Origin of the sequence: Streptomyces sp. NPDC093586 (assembly GCF_044764905.1) — a bacterium.
Classification (GTDB): Bacteria; Actinomycetota; Actinomycetes; order Streptomycetales; family Streptomycetaceae; genus Streptomyces.
In genome coordinates this window covers 56,664-75,676 of sequence record NZ_JBIWJA010000010.1, presented here as the reverse complement: position 1 = coordinate 75,676, position 19,013 = coordinate 56,664, and the positions used below count along the sequence as shown (strand labels likewise).

Below are 19,013 nucleotides of genomic sequence, written 5' to 3'. Positions count from 1 at the left end.
GATGTCCCGGCCCAGACCGATTCGGGAGTCGTGAACCGCGGTTCGCGGATGCCGTACCGACTCGGCCGTCCGGCCGGTCGGCGAACTAGGCTCGGATCGCGCCCCGTCGGGGCCGGCGGGCCGCCCCGTCGGGGGAGTGGCGTCCGCAGACGGTGACACCGGTGATCACCAGAAGGGCGCCGAGGCATTGCGGGAGCGTCAGCGCCTGGCCGAGCCACAGATAGGCGACGACGCTGGTGGCGACGATCTCGAAGGTGCCCAGCATGCTGACGCGCGTCGGCCCGAGGACACGTACGGCGCTGAGCACGAGAGCGAAGGGAGCGGCCATCCCGAGGACGCCGATCAGCGTGAGCGGCACGAGCGTACGGGGCTCCCAGGCGCCGCTCTCGATGCGCCACGGAGGCTGGACACAGCACCACGCGAGGGCGGCGACGAGCGCGCCGTACAGGGTGGAGGTGGCGGCGGGTACGGCACTGCCGATGCCGCGCCCGCACACGAGATACAGGAGGTAGGAGGCGGCGGTGGCCAGACCGAAGACGAGACCGAGGGGGTCGAGGTGGCCCAGTCGCGCACCCCCGGTGCCGGCCATCAGGACGACACCGCCGAGGGTGAGGGGCAGGGCCACCAGGATGCTCGTGGCCGGGCGCCCGCGCTGTCGTACGGCGTCGGCGGCGGTCAGCCAGGCGGCGGCGCTGTACTGCAGTACCAGTGCGACGGCCAGGGGCAGCCGGGCTATCGCCATCGAGTAGCAGTAGATGACCGCGGCCAGGGCCAGGCCGAAGACCGTGACCCGCGGCAGGCTCCGCCACGGCAGGCGCAGCAGGTCGCGGCGGGCGACGCACAGGCCGGCGAACAGGCTCAGGAAGCCGAAGAGCATACGGAACTCGGTGACGGTCAGCGCGCTGATCCCCCGGTCGATGAGTTCGCGCGAGGCGGTGCCGCTCAGGCCGAAGAGCACGCAGGCGGTGACGACCATGAGGCAGCCGGAAGTCCCGGCCCGGCGGTGCTCGTGGGGCTCTTGGGGGCGTGGGGGACCTTGAGGGACCGATTCCGCGGGCTCGGGGCACCCGGGGTGGCGGCCCGGCGTCGCACCACCGCCCGCCCGGTCCGGTCGCGGGCTCAACTCGCGGTACCGGTCGTGACGTACGAGGAACGCGGCCGGGCGGGCGCGACGTCCCGCGGCCGGGTGGGCGGAAGGGGCTGGGGCGGGCGCAGCCGTCGCAGGTGCGGGATCACGTGGGCGGGAGTGGCCTCGGGGTTCCAGACGAGTTCGGTCATCACCGGGGACAGGGCCGGCAGTGGCAGCTCCGCCAACTGGCCCGACCGCAGCTGCGGTCCGACCGCGATGGCCGGCACCACTCCCACGCCCATGCCACCCAGCACGGAGGACTTGACCCCGTCCACGCTGCCCACCTGCTGGATCTGGACGCGTCCGAGGAGGGGCAGCGCCTGTTTCTCGGCGATGTCGCGGTATACGCAGCCCGGCGCGGTGACCAGGAGCCGCTGGGGGCGGGCCACCTGCTCGGGAGCGCCGACCAGGACGACCTGGTCGGTCCACAGGTGCCGGCGGTCCCCCTCGCCGGCCGGCCGGTGTGCCGTCGGCACGGTCGCCGAGTTGACCAGCGCGGCGGACAGTTCGCCGCGGCCGACCTGGTCCCGCAGCTCGGCCACCGAGCCGACGAAGACCTGGGTCTCCAGGTGCGGCATGAGCCGGCGCAGTGTCCGCAGGAAGCTCGGCAGGCGGTAGGTGCACAGCGATGCCGTCGCGCCGATGCTCAGGCCGCTCGGGCGGTCCTGCGCGGCGGCCGCCACCGCCGCCTGCGCCTGTGCCAGCTTGTCCAGGATGTCGGTGGCGTATTCGAGGAATCGGGCTCCCGCCTCGGTGAGGCGGTTCATCGACGCACCTCGCTCCAACAGCGGTGCTCCCAGGGTGCGTTCGAGCGTCTGTACGTGGCTGGTGACGGTCGAACGCGCGTAGCCGAGCCGGTCCGCGGCCTCGGCCAGTGTGGTGCTCCGGGCCACGGCCACGAACGTTTCCAGCCTCTGGACGTCCACGTTGCGGTCTCCTTCCGGTCGGTCCCCCGGGGGGCGCTTCGCCGACCCGTCCACCTCGAAACGAGGACCTTGAGTCAATATTAGATCAGACGCCATACATGTACTCAGGTTTAAGAATGCTCGGTCAATGGGGCATGGGTAAAGGTTTTCTTTAACCTGGAGAACAAACTTGCTCCCGAGTGTATGTTTGTATCGGACTGCAGGGTGTGGCCCACACCGACCGCTGCGCCGAAACGGGGGAGGCGGGCTGGGCTCCTCCATGCCCGACAAGAAGGGGGACAGCCATGCGCGCTTCGCGTGCCACCGAACGGACCGCAGTGGCCGTGGTGGGGATCGGATGCGCATTTCCGGGCGCGAGCAACCCGCAGGAGTTCTGGGAACGGCTCCTGTCCGGGACCGACAGCGTCTCCGTCGTACCGGAGGACCGGTTCGACATCGCCGAGCACTACTCCTCCGACCCGCAGGAGCCGGGCAAGACCGTCTCCCGGCACGGCGGATTCCTCACCGACGCCTACGCGTTCGACGCCGGCTTCTTCGGCATCTCGCCCGCGGAGGCGGCGGAGATGGACCCCCAGCAGCGCCTCCTGCTCCAGGTCGCCTGGGAGTCGCTCGAGGACGCGGGCCTGAGACCGTCGGCCCTCGCCGGCTCGCGCACCGGTGTCTTCGTGGGCCAGGCCACGGCCGACTACGACGAGGTCCACCGGCCCCTCGACGGACGGACCACCGTACGAGGAGCAGCGGGCCGCAGGCTGCGGGCCGTCACCGCCGGCCGCGTCTCCTACGCCATGGACCTCCGTGGCCCGAGCATCGTCCTGGACACCGCCTGCTCGTCGTCCCTCGTCGCCGTCCACGCCGCACGGCAGAGCCTGCTCACCGGCGAGAGCGACCTGGCCCTCGCGGGCGGCGTCAATCTCGTCCTGTCGCCGCAGGACGCCATCGTGTACTCGCAGAGCGGCATGCTCTCCGCGGACGGGCGGTGCAAGTTCGCCGACGCCTCGGGAGACGGCTTCGTCCGCGGTGAGGGGGTCGGCATGGTGGTGCTCAAGCGGCTCCCCGACGCGCTGCGTGACGGCGACCCGGTGCGCGCCCTCCTGCTGGGCACCGCGGTCTGCAACGACGGCAGAGGCAGCGGACTGCTGCTGAAACCCGCCGAGTCGGGCCAGGTCGCCGCGATCGAGGGGGCCTGCGCGGCGGCGGGCATCTCACCGGGGCACGTCGACTACGTGGAGGCGCACGGCACGGGAACGCCGGTCGGTGACGGTGTCGAGCTGACCGCTCTCGCCTCGGTCAACCGCGACGTCCGGGACGCCGGTCGCCCGTTGCGGGTGGGGTCGGTGAAGACGAACATCGGCCACCCGGAGGCCGCGGCCGGGATCGCCGGTCTGATCAAAGCGGTGCTGATAGCCGAGCACGGTGTCATCCCCGCGTCCCTGCACTGCGCCGAACCCCACCCCATGCTCGCCGCGGGAACCCTTCCCCTCCGGCTGGTCACCGAGAACGAGCCCCTGGCCAAGCAGGGCGACCGCGCCTACATCGGCGTCAGCTCCCTCGGCCTGTCCGGCACCAACGCCCACGCGATCGTGGGCGAGTTCACCGGCCGGGCCGGCGCGGGCGCGGGCGCGGGCGCGTCACAGGACACCGAGGCGGGGTCCCGCGCGGAGCGACGGCCGCTGCTCGTCCTGTCCGCCCGTACGCCCGTGTCCCTGCGTGGCCTGGCCCGTGCCTACGCCTCCCACCTGCGCGGCCCGGGGCGCGACACCCCTCTTGCCGAGTTGTGCGCGGCCGCCGCACTGCGCCGGGACCACCACCCCTTCCGCCTGTGGGTGACGGCTGCGACGCATGACGACATGGCGGAGCGGTTGCTGGCTCTGGCACGCGGTGACGACATCACCGACGGCGGCACCGGGGAAGCGGGCTTCGGCGCGGACCGGCGTACCGCTCTGGTCTTTCCCGGCCAGGGTTCGCAGTGGTTGGGGATGGGGCGCGGCCTCATGGCCGCGTCACCCGCCTTCCGTACGACGCTGTCGCGATGCGCGGACGCCGTGCGCGCGGAACTGGGCTGGTCGCCCCTGGAGTTGCTGACCGGCGACCACGCCGAACTCCCCGACGACGTACAGACGGTGCAGCCCTTGCTGTGGGCCGTGGAGGTGGCCCTCGCCGCCGCGCTGCGGGAGGCGGGGCTGCGGCCCGACCTGTGCGTCGGCCACAGCATGGGAGAAGCGGCAGCGGCCCAGGTCAGCGGCGCGCTCACCCTGCGCGACGCGGCAGCGGTGATCTGCCGCCGCAGCCGGCTCATGAGCCGGGCCGCCGGACGCGGGGGCATGCTGCTCGTCGGCCTGTCCGCGGACGAGGCCCGGCAGATCATCGCCCACGCACACCCCGGCATCAGTGTGGCGGCGGAGAACGCGCCGCGAGCGACCGTGCTGGCGGGGCCCGGGGACGAACTGGGCCGACTGACCCGCGCGCTGGAACGGCAGGGCGTCGTCTGCCATCCGGTCCGCGTCGACGTGCCCTCCCACTCGCCGGTCATGGAGGAAATCCGCCAGGACCTGCTCGACTCCCTCGCCGACCTCACCCCGCGACAAGCCGAGTTGGCCATGATCTCCACCGTGGGCGGACACGACCGGGTCGGCGCCGGCCTCGACGCCGCGTACTGGGCGGAGAACCTGTGCGGTCCCGTGCACTTCACGCGCGCCGTCAGGGCGGCGGCGAAGGCGGCCGACACCGTCTTCGTCGAAGTCAGCCCACACCCGCTGTTGTCCGGCGGCATCAGGGAAACGCTCTCCGCCTCCGGTGCGAGCGGCGCCGTCGTGGCGACCCTGCGCCGCGGCCAGGACGAGCCGGACGCGCTGGCCCGGACCGTCGGACAGGTCTACGCCGCGGGCGGAACGGTGGACTGGACCCGCTGGTTCGACCGGGAGACGACCCCGGGCGTACGACTGCCCACCTACACCTGGGACACCCGCGACTACCTCCCCGCCGTGCCGACCCCGCAACGCCACACACCGGATGTCCACACGCGCACGGTCCCGCTCGCCGACTGGGCTGCCGCCGACGACTGGCACGACGCCCTGACCGTGCGGGGAAGCGCCCCGGTTCCGGCCGTCGTCCATCTCCTGGCCGCGATCGACGCGGCGCGGGACGTCTGCGGGCACGCGGCTCCGGTCCTGCGTGACGTCCGCCTCTCCCCGCATGTGCTGGACGCGCGCGATGCCGTCTCCACCCCGCTCACGGTGGAGATCGGCGCGCCCGGCCGCGCCGGGCTCCGCCCGGTGTCCGTCACCTCCGGCCGCGCCGGCGCGGCCGTCCCGCACGCCGAGGGCGAGATCGCGGTGGCCGACGACCGGGAGAGCGCCGACCCGGCCGACGTGCGGGCCCTGCTGGACGCGGCGCTGTCCCGGTGCACCACGTATCTGCCGCGCCACCGCTTCGAGGCGCTGGCCCACCGGCACGGCATCACGATCGGACCCGGCCTGGCATCGACGGAACACCTCTGGTGCGGCGACGGCGAGTTCGTGGCGCGGGTGCGACGCCCCGCCCTGCCGGGTCCAGCGGCCTGGGAGGCGGGGCTGCTGCCGCTGCTCTCCGTATGGCCCGGGGTGTCCGGCTCCGCGTCCGCGCACCGGATCGTTCCGGGGGGCACCCGGGCCGCCGACGAGAGCCTCTACGTCCCTGAGGAGTTCAGCGAGGTCATGGTGCTCGACGGGTTGTCCGAGAGCTTCTGGAGCGTCGGTACGTGTGCGCCGACCGGTCCGGATTCCGCCCTCGCCGATGTCCGGATGTACGCGCCGGACGGGCGCGTGCTGGCGGTCTTCGCCGGCATCCGGCTGCGGCGGCTGTCCGGGGAACGGGCCCCGGCACCCACTGTCCCCTCCGTCGGGGCGGTGGCGGGCTGGCTCGCCGAACGGCTCCTGCCACCCGTCGTCTCCCAGGTCCTGCAAGGGATCGGCTCCACGCTCGTGGGTGCCGTGACAGCGGAGGGCGACGCCCCGACACGGAACGAGGAACGAACCACGCCGACGCGCGCCCCCCGCACCGTTGCCGAGCCGCCGCGGCCAAGGAACACGGATCGCTCCCGGAGCCGTACCGCGCCGAGTCCCCGGCAGGCACTGGTCGAACGCGCCGCCGACCTGCTCGGCATGCCCCCGTCCCAGGTGGACGTCCGCCGCCCGCTGTCCGCTCTCGGGCTGGATTCCCTGATGGCCGCGCAACTGCGGCAGCGGCTTCTCGCCGATCACGGAATCGACGTCCCCGTGGGGCGGCTCCTGGCGCAGGTGCCGGTCGCGGACCTCCTGGCCGACCTCGCCGCGGCGTAGGTCCGTCGGCAGGGCGGCTGACACGCCGCGCGGCCTGTCGGCCGCCCTGCCCCTCCCGGAAAGGGCGACTGCAAACCATCGATGAACTGTGGTATAAAAATCCGTAGGGCCGGGGCCCGAGCGGTCGGCAACCGGTGAGTGCGAGAACCCAGAAGAGTCCACCCGACTTACGACTGCAGACGCAGGCGCCCATCTGCTGCACTCGGCCGCGACGCACGTCTCTGTCCTGTTACTGATATCGCGCGTACAGGAGGAAGAGATGGAAACGTCCCCACCCGAGGGAAAGACCCAGCCCTTGGGACGCCGCGAGCGGAACAAGACCAAGATGAAGGAGCGCCTGTACACCGCGGCGCTGGAACTCTTCGCCGAGCGGGGATACGAGCAGACCTCCGTCGATGAGATCGCCGAACGCGCCGATGTGGCCCGTGGAACCTTCTTCAACCATTTTCAGCGCAAAGAGGACCTCATCAGCACCTGGGGTGAACGGCGCAGGGAACGGCTGGTCGCCGTCATGGCGGACGCCTTCCCCGAGCGGATAGGCGCCGCGGACCGCCTGCGCCGCTGCATCACGATCCTGGGCCGTATCAACGAGGAAGAGCACGAGCGCGCCGCCGCGATGCTCATCGCCTGGGTGAAGGCCGGCCGGCCGCTCATGGAAGAACCGTACGTCGCCGAACTGTTCGCGGAGATCATCGAGGACGGCCGGGAGAACGGCGAATTCCGCGAGGACCTTCTTCCGCGGCAGGTGGGCAATGTCCTGCGCGACATCTACCTGGGCGCCTTGTACCGCTGGTTCCGTGAAGCGGACACCGAACCCAACGGCAGGCTCGAACAAGAGCTTCTGCGGGCCTTCGAGCTGCTCCTGAACGGCATCACCGCCAAGATCTGACGAGCATCCGCGTGCCGGGACGCACGCCCTGCGCGCGGAGGCGTCAGAGGGATGGTCGAACCGGCCCAGAACCGAACGGTCCTCGCCGCCGAGCACGGAGAAGACGCGGACGCCGGCCTCACCGCCTCGAGGTGACGCCGCCCGGCATGGCGTGTCCGGTGCTGCGCGGCCGGTGCCGCCGGGCGGAAGCCCACCCCGATCGCTTCGAGATCCCGCTCGTACGCCCCGTGCCGACGGGCGCACCGGGCCAGGTCCCGGTCGTTCCGGAACCCGCCGCCCCGGGGACCTGCCGCGGATCGCCGAACCGGCCGCCGAGCACGCCGCCTACGGACAGACCCCGCATCCGCCCCCGGCCTCGCGCGACGACTCGAAGCCCTGCTCTTCGCCACCCCGGCACCACGGCCGCGCTGCCTGATGGCGGAGCTGCCCGGCGGGGAGGTCGTCGGCTACGCCACCTGCGCGCCCGGACTCTCCGCCTGGGAGGGCCGCGAATTCCTCCCCATGGACGGCCTCTTCCTGAGCGCCGGCAGCCGGGGCTCGGGTCTCGGTGCCCCGCTCGTCGACGCCGTGACGGCCGAGGCACGCGGCCTCGGCCTCACCGGGATCCAGTGGCAGATCCCCCGTCCGGAACGAGGGAGCCGCCCGCTTCTACGACCGTCTCGGCGCGGAGTCCGGGGCGAAACTCCGCTACCGCCTCACCGTTCCGGGCTGGCCGCGCCCCGGCACACCGCCGGGCTCACGCCAGTTCCGGCCGGGGCCGCGCCGAGGACGCGGGTGCCGGGGCGGACCCGGGGGCCCAGAGCCTGGTGGTCCGCACGTACCCGTACACGACCGAGGCCATCGCCAGCAGGAGGAGCGGACCGGCCACCCACGGGTGCGCGGCCATCTGCACGGGCAGGAAGCGGTACGCGACCAGGAGCGCGGCGAAGACCGTCGTGCCGTAGGCGACCAGCCGGATGCCCGGCCGGTCCAGACCGCGGTCGAACGTGCGCAGCGCCGCCTCGACCGTGCACGCGAACACCACGCCGGCCACCAGGTCCACGCCGTAGTGGTAGCCGAATCCCAGCGTCGCGGTGAGCGTGGCGACCAGCCAGGCCGTTCCCGCCCACCGCAGGACGCGCGGGCCGGTGCGGGAGTGGATGAAGATCACGACGGACCATGCCGTGTGCAGGCTGGGCATGCAGTTGCGCGGGGTGAACTCGTCGTACGGCATGTGCTGCGGGGCGCCGGCCGGCGGCAGCGTGTGCGGCCACAGGTGGGCCACCGCCCACTGCCCGCCGCCGGTGCCCCAGGCGCCGTCGCCGTAGGTGAAGATCGGTCCGACCACCGGGAAGATCATGTAGACGGCCGGTCCGAGCAGGCCGACGGCCAGGAAGGTGCGCACCAGGTGATGGCGCGGGAAGCGGCGCTCGGCCGCCACCGCGCGCAGTTGCCAGACGGCGATGACGACCGCGGCCACGGGGAGCATGGTGTAGACGAAGTCGAGGACGTGGTGGCCGACCGGGCCGGTGGCCTCGACGAGCCGGCCGGCCACCCACGACGGGTTGCCCAGCGCATGGTCGGCGCTCGCCAGGTACTGGTCGAGCACCGTCGGCCGGGTCTTCGACGTGATGAGCAGCCAGGCGTCGCCGGTCTTGCGGCCGGCCACCAGCAGCAGCCCCAGTCCGACGCCCTTCAGCAGCAGGACGCGTTCCGGTCCCCTCCGGCGCGTGAGGGCGACGACCGCGTGGCCCAGGAGCACCCACAGCGCGCCGTTGCCGAAGCCCGTCTCGGCGCCCGCCAGCCACCGCACCAGGGCGAAGACGACGTCGATACCGACCGCGGCACCGGCCGCGACGAGACGTTCCCGCCAGGTGAGCACCACCATCATCAGTGCCAGGCTGGCGTAGAGCAGGGGCCCGGAAGCGGGGGCGAAGACCACCTCGCGCGCCTGGTTGGTGATCGGTCCCGGCGATCCGTAGTGGCGCGCGGCGATCTCCAGCGCGACGAGGAACCCGAGGACCACCACACCCGCCGCGGTCCACAGCATCGCCCGTGGTCGGCGCCACGCGGCGAACGTTCTTCTGACACTTGTTCGCGACAACGGGCGCGATGCTGCAGGTATCAATTTTTGGCCGATTTGTGAGGAATAGGCGGTTGAGGAAGCCCGAACGGGTGCCGGGCGTTCATCGCAAGTTCGGACATGTTAGCGAATCCCGTCCGGGTCGCGCCGGTGGCTTCCGGACGAGCGTGGACCGCCGGGCGCCGGTCCCGCCGAGGACGGGCAGCACCTCGGCGATGGAGGAGAGGGAGTCGGGCCGGGGGCCGGCATGCAGTCCGCCTGATGCGCCGCGGGGGAAGGTGCGCGGCGCGGTGCGGGCCGGTGCCTCAGGCCGCGGGCATCGTGCGCCAGGGAGGAACCGACGCCAGGTCCCAGAGGCTGTCGAAGTGCTTGTTCCAGGTGGCGAGCACCGCCTTGGCGTCGTCGCCGCCTTCCCGCGACCACACCGTGAGGGCGGTGCGGTAGCCCTTGGGGTCGTAGAACTCCGGGTCCGAACTGCGCAGGACGGTTCGGGCGGTGACGTCGTAGAGCCCGTGCAGCACGAGCTCGCGGTTGAAGACGCAGACCTTGTCCGTGGGGATGCCGGGATACAGGCGGTACTCGCACCGGGCCGTCACCCTGCCGAGGCGGGTCAGCCGCTCGGCGAGGCCGGAGAGCGTCTGGTCGTACTCCCGGCACTTCTCCTCGAGCCGCCTGCGGAAGTCCTGGTCGTCCTCGGGCCTGCCGTCCGGGCCGACCCGGGAGGGCACGGTCATGGGGCGGCCGAAGTCGGGGATGAGGAACCGCACGTCGACGTGCCGGATCGGCCCGGGGTCGTCGATCAGGCCTTCCAGACGGTGGTACAGCTCGTTGTACAGGGTCTCGCCGGTGTAGCCGAGGAAACTGATCTCCACCGTGCGGGCGCGAAAGGCCTCACTGACGAACGTGCCGAGTTCCCGGGACTCCACCTGTGCCCGTGCCGGGAGCCGCAGCGACGACGCCAGGTCCTTCACCGACTCGTAGAGCACGTAGCCCACGAGACTGAGCAGGGCGCCTCCGAGGAAGGCCTTGTCCTGGAGGGCGTCGCCGATCGGTTCGACCAGTTGGGCACTCACCCCGACGGCGAAGAGGCCGAGGAGCAGAGTGCGGGTCAGCACTGGCTCGTAACGAGCCTGCAGTCGGCGGAAACGCTGCGCCATGCCCTCGGCCCCGGTCCTGCCCGACCCGCCCGTCATACGCAGCCCCCCGCAGTCGCCCCCGCGGCGGCTCAGACGTCTGCCGGGAGACGGGCCGCCCGTGGTCTCCCATGGTCGCCCTGCGGCAGCGCACGGGCAAGATACGGGTTGGCCATGGACTTGTCCGGCAGACCCAGCGCGGCCGTGGCCGCGGCCAGGGTCATCGCGTAGGTCTGGACGGCGCGTTTGACGTTGGGGGCGTCCAGGCCGGCGCCGGTCACCAGGCGGTCGAGGTCGATGTAGGCGGAGCGGACGGTCTCGATCCACCGGTACACACGCCAGTCCTCCTGCCAGTCCCTGGTGCAGTCGGGCGGCAGCGAGCGTTCCCAGCGGCGGAACATGCGATCGCGGATCTCCGGCCGCGTCGGCGTGAGGTGCATGTGGCGGACGAGGTCGTACAGCGGGTCGCCGACTATGGCCATCTCCCAGTCGATCAGTGTCAGGCCGCCGTCCCGCCGGCGCACGAGGTTCCACGGGTTCAGGTCGCCGTGCAGGAGGACGGAGCGGCGCGGGGTCAGGGTGTGCCGGGTGAGGATCTCGGCCAGCCGGACACTGTCCGGCAGTCCCAGCTCCCGGGCGAGGGTCATGGTGGGCTTGGGCAGCTCGCTCACCAGGCGGACCAGGTCACCCCGCAGCCAGGGGGAGAAAGGGGCTCCACCCAGCGGATCCAGCCCCACGCACTCGACCTTGGCCAGCTCGGCCAACTGGTCCACGAGGTCGTCCGCCTCGTGGGGGCGCAGTCCGTGCGTGGGGTGCTCCGGGGGACGGAACCCGCCTCCCGGTCCCTCGTAGGAGTGGACCGTGAACTGTTCGCCCAGTCCACTGGTGCCCAGGGCCAGTATCCGCGGGGCGCGTACGCGTACATCGGCCCGTTCGATCGCCGTCAGGACGGCGTGCTCGCTCAGGAAGCGGCGCTCCCGGACGTCGGTGGTACCCGCCTTCCGGCGGACCATGACGGGGAAACCGATGCCCGGGACTTCCACGGCCGTGTTCAGGTGGGTCGTGCCCTTGAACACCCGGTCCGCCGAAGCGGCGCCCTCCTCCAGCAGGGCACGGCTGACCGCCCACGCGGGGAATTCGCGCGGGAGACGGACCCGTGGGTCCCGCTGCCACACGATCTGCAACAGGGTCCGCTCCCGGTTCGGCCTGCCTCCGTGGGACTCGTTCCACCGGAACAGGATGCGCTCGATGGCCCGCTCGTCCGGCACGCTCTTCAGGCGCAGCGGTTCCTCCGCCGCCACCAGCGCCCGGCGCACCGCCCGGGTCGCGGAGTCCAGGTCCCGCTGGTCGAAGGAGTCGCCGAGCGACTTGGCGGCCCGCATCACGTCCGGGTAGACCGACTGGGCCCGCTCGAAGGCGACGTAGTGCTTCAGATCCCGGTCCAGACCGTTGACGGCCTTGCTGCGCCGCTGCCCCATCACCTTGCGCCACGCCTCGACGACCTCCGGCCACTGGTGGTCGGGATAGCGCATGCGCACCAGGTGCGTGGCGAGGTCGTGGAGGGGGTCGCCGTAACCGGCCAGCTCCCAGTCCACGCAGATCAGCGGCGGGTCCCCGCCGTAGGACACGATGACGTTGTCCCGGTGCAGGTCCGTATGGAGGAGGCTGAACGGGCGGCTGATGAGCGTGGGAACACGTTCGGCGAAACGGACCAGGGCGTCCTCCGGAATGCCCAGCATGGCGAACAGGCCGCCGAACTCGGCCCAGTTCCGCTGTCTGATCTGCTCCTCGGCCGCGAAAGCCAGGGCCCGCAGGAATGCGCTGCCGTCCCGGCTGGAGCGGGGCCAGGAAGCGGGCAGCGGGGGCAGGTGGTGCCGGCGCACCTGCGTCATGTCGGCGAGCAGCCCGGCCAGCGCGATGATCAGGTCGTGGTCGACGGGTGTGTCGTTGGGGCAGACGGTCGCCAGGGGCACGCCTTCCACATAGCTGAGGACCACGACGTCACGGTGCTTGGCCAGGCACCGGGGGACGTTGTGCAGCACCCCCCAGATCCGGTTCAGGAGGTCGGCCTCGTCCTGCCAGGTCCGGACGACCACCGGCAGCGCGGAGGGAATGCGCTTGCGCACGGTGACCGACGCGCCGTTCTCGGCGGCGACCAGCCGCGCTTCCTCCTCGGTGAGGGAACGCACCATGTAGTTCAGGTTGTGGTGCCCGCGGCCGAACGGCCCCAGCGCCGTCGCATGGGCCAGGAACCGGTCGAACGCCTCGTCCGCCGCCCGCTCCGGTGCCGGTTTGCCAAGCGGGGACGGACGGCTCACGGAAGGCTCCAGAAGGGACGTGCGACGCGCCAGGTCCTCGTACGGTGACGAAGAAAGTGGGCACACAGTACAGCTGTGCCTGGTTGCCCGTTGGACGTACTCCAGTATCCGGACCGCTCGGCGGCAACCCGGATGACCCGAACGGGCGAACGGGGCCCCGTCGTTCGGCGGTGCCCGCCGGTCACGCCGGCTCGGACAGCAGCCCCCAGCAGGAGTCGAACCAGCTCTGCATGCTCTGCACGAAGACGGAACCCGCCGAGCTCGGGTCTCCCTCGTCGTTGACGTGCCGGGTCAGCGTGGAGCCCAGCCCCAGCACGTCCAGGGCCTCCACCTCCGTTCCGTCGTCCAGCAGGATGGTCCGCTCGACCACCTCGTACGGTCCGAAGAGCGCCTCGGTCTCCGGGCGCAGGTACAGCTTGAACGCCGGCACCAGGGGCACGTGCCGGACCTCGACGTGGACGGACGGGACGATGCCTTCGGTCCGCAGGTCGCGCAGGGCCGCGAGCAGCGAGCTGGTGTGCCGACGGGTGATGCCGCGCAGGCGCTTCTGCAGTGACTCGTCCACCGCGTCCCCTTCCGGAGCGTCACGGGGCGGGCGGGGGCGCGCCAGGGGCCGGGGATAGGGCAGGTCGACTTCTTCGGAGGGCAGCAGTATCCGCATCTCGATGCCGGTGGGCCCGATCTCTCCCACCCGGATGCGTTCGGCCTGCAGACGGATGTGCGCGTCGAGGCTTTCCGAGGTCAGGGTGAAGACGTCGAGGCGTACGTCCGGCTGCCCGAAGGCCCGGGCGACGAAGGGGCCCAGGGCCGCCCGCACCGGCGCCGGGTCCGCTTGGGGGCGGGTCGCGGCGTGGAGGGGAACCTTGAGCACCCGCGTCCCACTGCCCTGGCGCGACTCGATCCAGCCCTCCGACTTGAGTTCGTTGAGCACCCGCTGGACGGTGTCGCGCGACACTCCGAACTCCACCGCCAGTTCCCGCTGCGCGGGGAGGACCGCGTGCAGTCCGTAGGTTCCGTCGGCCAACTGCTCACGCAGTGCCTGCAGGACACGCTCGAACTCCTTGCCGCCACCGCTCTCGACACGTTCCCCGCTCATGCTGCGACCGTACCGCCGGCGACCGACAGGCAAACCACTTTCCGCCACGAGCAGTCATACACCGGCCAGTTGGGCTGGTCACTTGACGGAAACCGTTAGTCGATCAGCCAGCAAGGGGACGAATGAAGGTATCCAACCAGGCCAATTGGCCCGCACCTCAGGAGGGCACATGCTCTTCAAACAACTGATGCCGGTCCTGGTGCAGACGGTGGTGTCGGAGATGCTCCTGAGGCCCCTCGGGGCGGCCTGCGTCGCCCTCCTGGCCCTGGTCGCCCTGGGGGTACGCGCGCGCAGCCTGCCGCTGGCGACGCCGGCGGCGGTGCTCTTCGTGCTGTTGATGACTCAGGCGTGAGCCCGGTCCCCGCCGCTCTCCCGCACCAGCCTCAGCACCGGCTCCAGTGACCGCACGACCGTTTCCGCGCCGGCCGCTTTCAGGAGCTCCTCCTTCTCCTCGTTGCGGGCGTACCCGAGGAACGGCACGCCGGCCCCTCGGGCGGCCGCCAGGTCGGAGTCGGTGTCGCCGACCATCAGGGCGTGCGCGGGCACGGCGTCCAGCGCGCCGAGGGCGCGGTTGAGGCAGTACGGGTCGGGTTTGAGCAGGCGCAGGTCCCGGGTGCGGCCGTAGATGTGCGGGGCGAAGCAGCCCAGCAGGCCGCGCGTCGTGAGGTACTCGCCGACCACGCGCGGCGAGTTGTTGGTGGTCACGGCCAGTCCCACTCCCAGCGCGGCCCACGTGCGGATCAAGGGGTCCGCGTACGCGGTCGGGTACGCGCCGGGCACGGCGCGCAGCTCCTCATGGGTGAGTCGCTCCTCGAACTCGGCGACCAGGTCGCTGCGGTGGTGCCTGCGGTCGACCGCGCGCAGCAGGACGTGCGGGTCGGGGTGGACCTGTTCCTCCTCGGTGAGCAGCTCCTTGAGGCCCACCCCCTCGAGCCAGCCCACCAGTCGGCCGGCGACCCGGTCCGCCGGGTAGCCCGCGAAAAGCCGGCAGATGGGACCGTCGAAGTCCCACAGGACGACCCGGGCGCCCGCGATCAGGTCCCTGAGGCCGGTGGTCCGCTCGGTCGCCGGTTCCGTCTGATCCGTGTCGGAAGTCACTAGGAGAGTGTCATGTCCGTGGTGATGGTTTCCCAGAGGGCGTCGAACCACTTCTGGGATTCCTTCACGAACACCTCGTCCCGCTGTCCCGTGCGCTTCAGGAAGGAGAACAGCAGCGACTGGGAGCCGAGGGCGTCGTACATCTCCAGCGTCCGGCTCTCGTACTCCTCCTCGCGCCGGGTGAGCATGTAGTAGCCGAGGAGCGCCTCCTCGCCGTTGAGCAGGTACAGCTTCATCGGCGGGGTGAAGGGCAGCGCGCGGAAGGCGATGCGCACGTCGACGCGGTGGGTGGACCGCATGGCGTACAGGTTGTGCTGGAGGACGCGGGCCTGGGCGTTGCGCATCTGCAGCCAGCGCTGGTGGACCGGGTCGTCCTCCTCGTCCTCGACCAGGACGGGGAAGGCCAGCTCGATGTGGCGCGACGGCATCAGGACGCGGAAGTCGATCGACTCCGGGCGGATCCGGCCCTCGTGGATGAGCCGGAGCGGCTCGCCGAGCGCCAGCATCAGGGTCTCCGAGGTGTGGCAGACGACGTCCACCTTCACGTGCGGCACGGAGAACGCCTCCGCCAGCCGGGGACCGAGCGCCACCATCGTCGGCTGCGGTTCGCCCCGGACCGCGGCGGGCTCGGCGATGCGGGGCGGGCTGCCCTTGCTGACGTTGGTAAGCAGGCCGTCCTCCTGGAGGGCCCGCAGCGCCTGGCGGACCGTGCCGCGCTCCACGCCGAACTCGTCGGCCAGTTCGGCCTGGGTGGGCAGGCGGTCGCCCGCCTTGAGGTCGCCCCCACGGATCCGTTCCCGCAGGATGTCGGCGATCTCCTGGGACGAGAGCCTTCTGCCGTCGTTCACGGGCACGTTCTCCTGAGTCACAACCAGACGCTACAACTCCGACCTACCTGAAGGGAGTTGTTTGAAACTTGTTTATAACTAGTAGCCAAGTGGGGACAACATAGGCAGAGTTGGTTGCCAACTTCTCTGACTTGTTCAGGGTTGGCGGAAGTTTCACTTCCCACAGCCTCCGAAGGAGGAAAGACCATGCCCGTCCTCGCCCTCCTCTCCGCGGTCTTCGTCGTCGCCTTCGAGCAGGTCGTCCAGTGGAAGTACGGCGCCACCGGAGTCGTCGGCCTGCTCCTGCTCACCATCGGCGTCAAGGCCAAGAGCCCGTCCGTCAGCTCCGCCGGCGCGGTGGTGCTGGCCCTGCTGGTCGCGGGGCCCGCCCTGTGAGGGGCCGGCCCCCCGATCCGAACGGGGGGCACCGGACGCGGGAGGCGGTCAGTCCGTGAGCACCAGCTCCGAACTGATCGTCTCCCACAGTGCGTCGAACCACAGCTGCGACTGCCGTACGAACGCCGTGTCGCGCGGGCCGGTCCCGTCCTCGAAGGCGAACAGCGTCGAGCGGGTGCCCTCGGCGTCGTACATCTCCAACCGCTCCTCGCCGACCTGCTCCTCGCGCCGGGTGAGCGTGTAGTAGGCGAAGAGCGCCTCCGCGCCGTTGAGCAGGTACAGCTTCACCGGCGGCGTGAAGGGCAGCGCGCGGAAGGAGACGCTCACGTCGATGCCGTGCGTGGCACGCAGCGCCAGCAGGTTGTGCCGGAGCACCTGCCCCTGGGCGTTGCGCATGGCCAGCCACCGCTCGTGCACCGGGCCGGCGCGGCCGCGGTCCGTCACCGGCACCGGGAAGGCCAGGTCGATGTCCCGGGCCGGCAGCAGGACGCGGACGTCGACCTTGGCCGGTTTCCGTCGCCCGGTGTGGATCTGGCGCAGCGGTTCGCCGATGGCGAGCGTGAGGGAGACGGCGGTCAGGCACAGCGCGTCGATCCTGACGTGCGGGGCGGCGAAGGCGTCCGCGATCCGCGGGGCGAGGGCCACCATGGTCGGCTGCGGCGGCGCGTCGGGCCCGGTCAGGGCCTTGTCGGTGTCGGGCGCGACGGTCGCCGGGCTCCCCTTGGACACGTTGGTGAGCAGTCGCTCCGACTGCAGGATGCGCAGGGCCTGGCGGACCGTGCCGCGCTCCACGCCGAACTCGTCGGCCAACTGGGCCTGCGTGGGCATGCGCTGGCCCGACCGCAACGTCCCGGACCTGATCCGGGCGCGCAGTTCGTCGGCCACCTCGCGGTGGGTCCTCGCACGCTCCTGCGACTTCTTCCGCCCGTTGACGGAGGCATGTTCCCGCTCCACGACCGAACAGTACAACTTCCCGCCATCTTTGGGCAGTTCACAGAAAGGTGGTTATGAGTCGCTCCCAAGCGGAGATAACTACAGAGAAGTTGGCTGCCAACTTGGGCAACGTGGTCGAAGCCTCTCGGGGTTGGCCACCACGGTGACAGCAGAAGGGGACGCGTCCCGTCCGGGACGGCCCGAAGGGGGACCGCCATGCCGATCGTCGCCATCGTCATCGCCGCTCTGGCCATCGGGTTCGAGCAGCTGGTGCAGTGGAGGTACGGGCCGATGGGAATCATCGCGTTCGTCGCCCTGTCCATCGGCATCAAGGCGAAGAACACCGCGATCGGCGGTGTCGGTGCGGTGATCCTCGTGATGCTGCTCGCCCAGTCCGGCTGAGTCGACGTACCGCCGGCCGGGCTCTCCTCCGGAGGGGAGCCGGAGCCCGGACGGCCGGTCGCACCACCGCACGACCACCACAACCGAAGAGCGCCGACTACGGACGGCGCGTGTCCACCCGTCACCGGCGGAAGGGAGCGGATTCAGAACATGTCCGGGCACCAAGGACGCCTGGACGTACGCAGCAGGGCGTCGGCCAGCCGGGCGGCGCCCGCTCGCTCTTCCCGGATCCGGCCGAGCGCCGCCAGCCGCACGGCCGACTCGTCACCCAGCCACAGCGTCGCCAGTTCGGCCACGTCGAGCACCAGCGCGGCACTCTCGGTGGTCGGCGTGCAGGACGCCCCCGACCCGGAGGCCTCCAGCCGCCACCGCCCGCCGGCCGGCCCGGCCTCGTCCACGACCTCCAGCACCAGCGTCCCCTCGGCACCGTACGTGCGCGCCTCCAGCGCCCGTACGACGTCCAGGATCCGCACCCACAGCCAGTCCGCCTGCGTGACGATCCTGGCGGCGCGCGGGTCCGGCAGCAGGTGCGGGAGCAGGTCGTCGGGGGCCCGCCAGCCGCTCTTCACGGTGGCGATCCAGTCGATCGAGCACAGGTACCGCCACAGCGCGCGCTCGGCGGCCGGGGTCACGCCGATCAGCCAGTCGACGGTCGCCGTGTTCAGCGGCTGCTTGCCGTCGCCCCACCGCTCGTCCGCCCGGTAGGAGACCATGCCCTCGACCTCGCCGTCCGCCGAGCGGTACACGGCGTAGAAGGGCTCGGTCCACGGGGCGCCGGTCATGTTCAGGACCCCGGTGCGCGACTGCCACCACAGGTCGGTCCGGCTCACCGCGCCGGGCTGCGCGCGGCGCAGCCGCTCGTGCAGCTCGGGGCCCAGCTTGCGGACGTCCCCGCCGTCCACGAGGTCGATCCGGCCGCCGTCCTCCGGGACCGGCCCGCGCGGGTCGAGACCGGCCCGGGGCACGTCGACCGTCCACTCGGTCATGGTGGTGGCGGGGCCGAAACCGTAACGGCCGTAGATCGGGTACTCCGCCGCGATCAGGGTCGCGACGACGTCCCCGCGTTCCTTCGCCGCCGCCAGGTCCCGCGCCATCATGCGGGTGAGCAGGCCGCGGCGGCGGTGGGTCGGGCTGACGGTGACGTTGGAGACGGCGTCGGCCCGCACGGGCGCCCCGCCGACGGCGGTGATCTCCTGGTCGAAGGAACGGAAGGTCGCCACGCACCGGTCGCCGTCGAAGGCGCCGAGGAGCCGGCCGGGGACGAACTGGTGGCGGCGGGCCTCCAGTTGCTCCGCGGCGACGGCGGGCGGCTGCAGGAAACCGGTGTTCAGGGCGCGGCTCCAGTCGGGGAACTCGGCCTCGGTGACGGGACGTACGTCGATGTCGGTGCGGCGGGTCATGCGCCCACGGTAGGTCGGTGACCGCGCCGCCGTCGCGCGGATTTGCCCGCCCGCCGGCACCGCGCCCCGGCCCGCCACCGCGTCTCGC

At 71.6% G+C, this 19,013-nt stretch carries 15 protein-coding genes and 1 pseudogene; 6 read left to right on the top strand and 10 right to left on the bottom strand.

Annotated features, from left to right (window positions below; all coding sequences use genetic code 11):
* Positions 1-85: 85 nt before the first annotated feature.
* Together ACIRFH_RS13510 and ACIRFH_RS13505 are read right to left on the bottom strand one after the other, a co-directional pair.
* Positions 86-976, bottom strand: coding sequence for an EamA family transporter (locus ACIRFH_RS13510; RefSeq protein ID WP_403519967.1), 891 nt, complete (start codon positions 974-976; stop codon positions 86-88).
* A 143-nt stretch (positions 977-1,119) separates the two neighbouring features.
* On the bottom strand, positions 1,120-2,055 hold the full coding sequence (locus ACIRFH_RS13505; RefSeq protein WP_403519966.1) for a LysR family transcriptional regulator: 936 nt from the start codon (positions 2,053-2,055) through the stop codon (positions 1,120-1,122).
* A gap of 284 nt (positions 2,056-2,339) precedes the next feature.
* Between ACIRFH_RS13505 and ACIRFH_RS13500 the strand changes: the two genes are divergently transcribed.
* The 3 genes and pseudogenes from ACIRFH_RS13500 to ACIRFH_RS13490 form a co-directional block, all read left to right on the top strand.
* Positions 2,340-6,371: a type I polyketide synthase gene (locus ACIRFH_RS13500; RefSeq protein ID WP_403519965.1), complete on the top strand. Its 4,032-nt coding sequence runs from the start codon at positions 2,340-2,342 to the stop codon at positions 6,369-6,371.
* A gap of 295 nt (positions 6,372-6,666) precedes the next feature.
* Entirely contained in the window at positions 6,667-7,260 is a 594-nt protein-coding gene (locus tag ACIRFH_RS13495) for a TetR/AcrR family transcriptional regulator (RefSeq protein ID WP_403519963.1), read from the top strand.
* A 414-nt stretch (positions 7,261-7,674) separates the two neighbouring features.
* Positions 7,675-7,848, top strand: a pseudogene (locus tag ACIRFH_RS13490) (GNAT family N-acetyltransferase); the annotation flags it as partial.
* A 148-nt stretch (positions 7,849-7,996) separates the two neighbouring features.
* On the opposite strand, the gene ACIRFH_RS13485 reads toward ACIRFH_RS13490, so the two are convergent.
* The 4 genes from ACIRFH_RS13485 to ACIRFH_RS13470 all read right to left on the bottom strand — a co-directional run bounded on the left by ACIRFH_RS13485 (position 7,997) and on the right by ACIRFH_RS13470 (position 13,869).
* A complete protein-coding gene (locus tag ACIRFH_RS13485; RefSeq protein WP_403519961.1) occupies positions 7,997-9,289 on the bottom strand; it encodes a phosphatase PAP2 family protein in 1,293 nt (430 codons plus the stop codon).
* 338 nt (positions 9,290-9,627) lie between these two features.
* Positions 9,628-10,479, bottom strand: a complete 852-nt coding sequence (locus ACIRFH_RS13480) for a hypothetical protein (RefSeq protein ID WP_403519959.1) — start codon at positions 10,477-10,479, stop codon at positions 9,628-9,630.
* A gap of 68 nt (positions 10,480-10,547) precedes the next feature.
* The gene (locus ACIRFH_RS13475) at positions 10,548-12,647 is read right to left on the bottom strand and encodes a phosphotransferase family protein (RefSeq protein WP_403520164.1); all 2,100 of its coding nucleotides are present in this window, start codon (positions 12,645-12,647) and stop codon (positions 10,548-10,550) included.
* A 307-nt stretch (positions 12,648-12,954) separates the two neighbouring features.
* The gene (locus tag ACIRFH_RS13470) at positions 12,955-13,869 is read right to left on the bottom strand and encodes a GntR family transcriptional regulator (RefSeq protein ID WP_403519957.1); all 915 of its coding nucleotides are present in this window, start codon (positions 13,867-13,869) and stop codon (positions 12,955-12,957) included.
* 169 nt (positions 13,870-14,038) lie between these two features.
* On the opposite strand from ACIRFH_RS13470, the gene ACIRFH_RS13465 reads away from it, so the two are divergent.
* On the top strand, positions 14,039-14,221 hold the full coding sequence (locus ACIRFH_RS13465) for a hypothetical protein (RefSeq protein WP_403519956.1): 183 nt from the start codon (positions 14,039-14,041) through the stop codon (positions 14,219-14,221).
* Here the strand turns inward: ACIRFH_RS13465 and ACIRFH_RS13460 are convergent.
* Positions 14,212-14,967, bottom strand: coding sequence for an HAD family hydrolase (locus ACIRFH_RS13460; protein WP_403519955.1), 756 nt, complete (start codon positions 14,965-14,967; stop codon positions 14,212-14,214). The genes ACIRFH_RS13465 and ACIRFH_RS13460 overlap by 10 nt on opposite strands.
* A complete protein-coding gene (locus ACIRFH_RS13455) occupies positions 14,967-15,842 on the bottom strand; it encodes a winged helix-turn-helix domain-containing protein (protein ID WP_403520162.1) in 876 nt (291 codons plus the stop codon). The genes ACIRFH_RS13460 and ACIRFH_RS13455 overlap by 1 nt, the downstream gene beginning before the upstream one ends.
* Before the next feature lie 159 nt (positions 15,843-16,001).
* On the opposite strand from ACIRFH_RS13455, the gene ACIRFH_RS13450 reads away from it, so the two are divergent.
* The gene (locus tag ACIRFH_RS13450) at positions 16,002-16,190 is read left to right on the top strand and encodes a hypothetical protein (protein ID WP_403519954.1); all 189 of its coding nucleotides are present in this window, start codon (positions 16,002-16,004) and stop codon (positions 16,188-16,190) included.
* A gap of 48 nt (positions 16,191-16,238) precedes the next feature.
* On the opposite strand, the gene ACIRFH_RS13445 is transcribed toward ACIRFH_RS13450, so the two are convergent.
* Positions 16,239-17,144, bottom strand: coding sequence for a winged helix-turn-helix domain-containing protein (locus tag ACIRFH_RS13445; RefSeq protein WP_403519952.1), 906 nt, complete (start codon positions 17,142-17,144; stop codon positions 16,239-16,241).
* A 195-nt stretch (positions 17,145-17,339) separates the two neighbouring features.
* Here ACIRFH_RS13445 and ACIRFH_RS13440 point away from each other — a divergent pair, with 195 nt between their 5' ends.
* Entirely contained in the window at positions 17,340-17,525 is a 186-nt protein-coding gene (locus tag ACIRFH_RS13440; protein WP_403519950.1) for a hypothetical protein, read from the top strand.
* Between the two features lie 143 nt (positions 17,526-17,668).
* On the opposite strand, the gene ACIRFH_RS13435 is transcribed toward ACIRFH_RS13440, so the two are convergent.
* Positions 17,669-18,925: a GNAT family N-acetyltransferase gene (locus ACIRFH_RS13435; RefSeq protein ID WP_403519949.1), complete on the bottom strand. Its 1,257-nt coding sequence runs from the start codon at positions 18,923-18,925 to the stop codon at positions 17,669-17,671.
* Between the last annotated feature and the right edge of the window lie 88 nt (positions 18,926-19,013).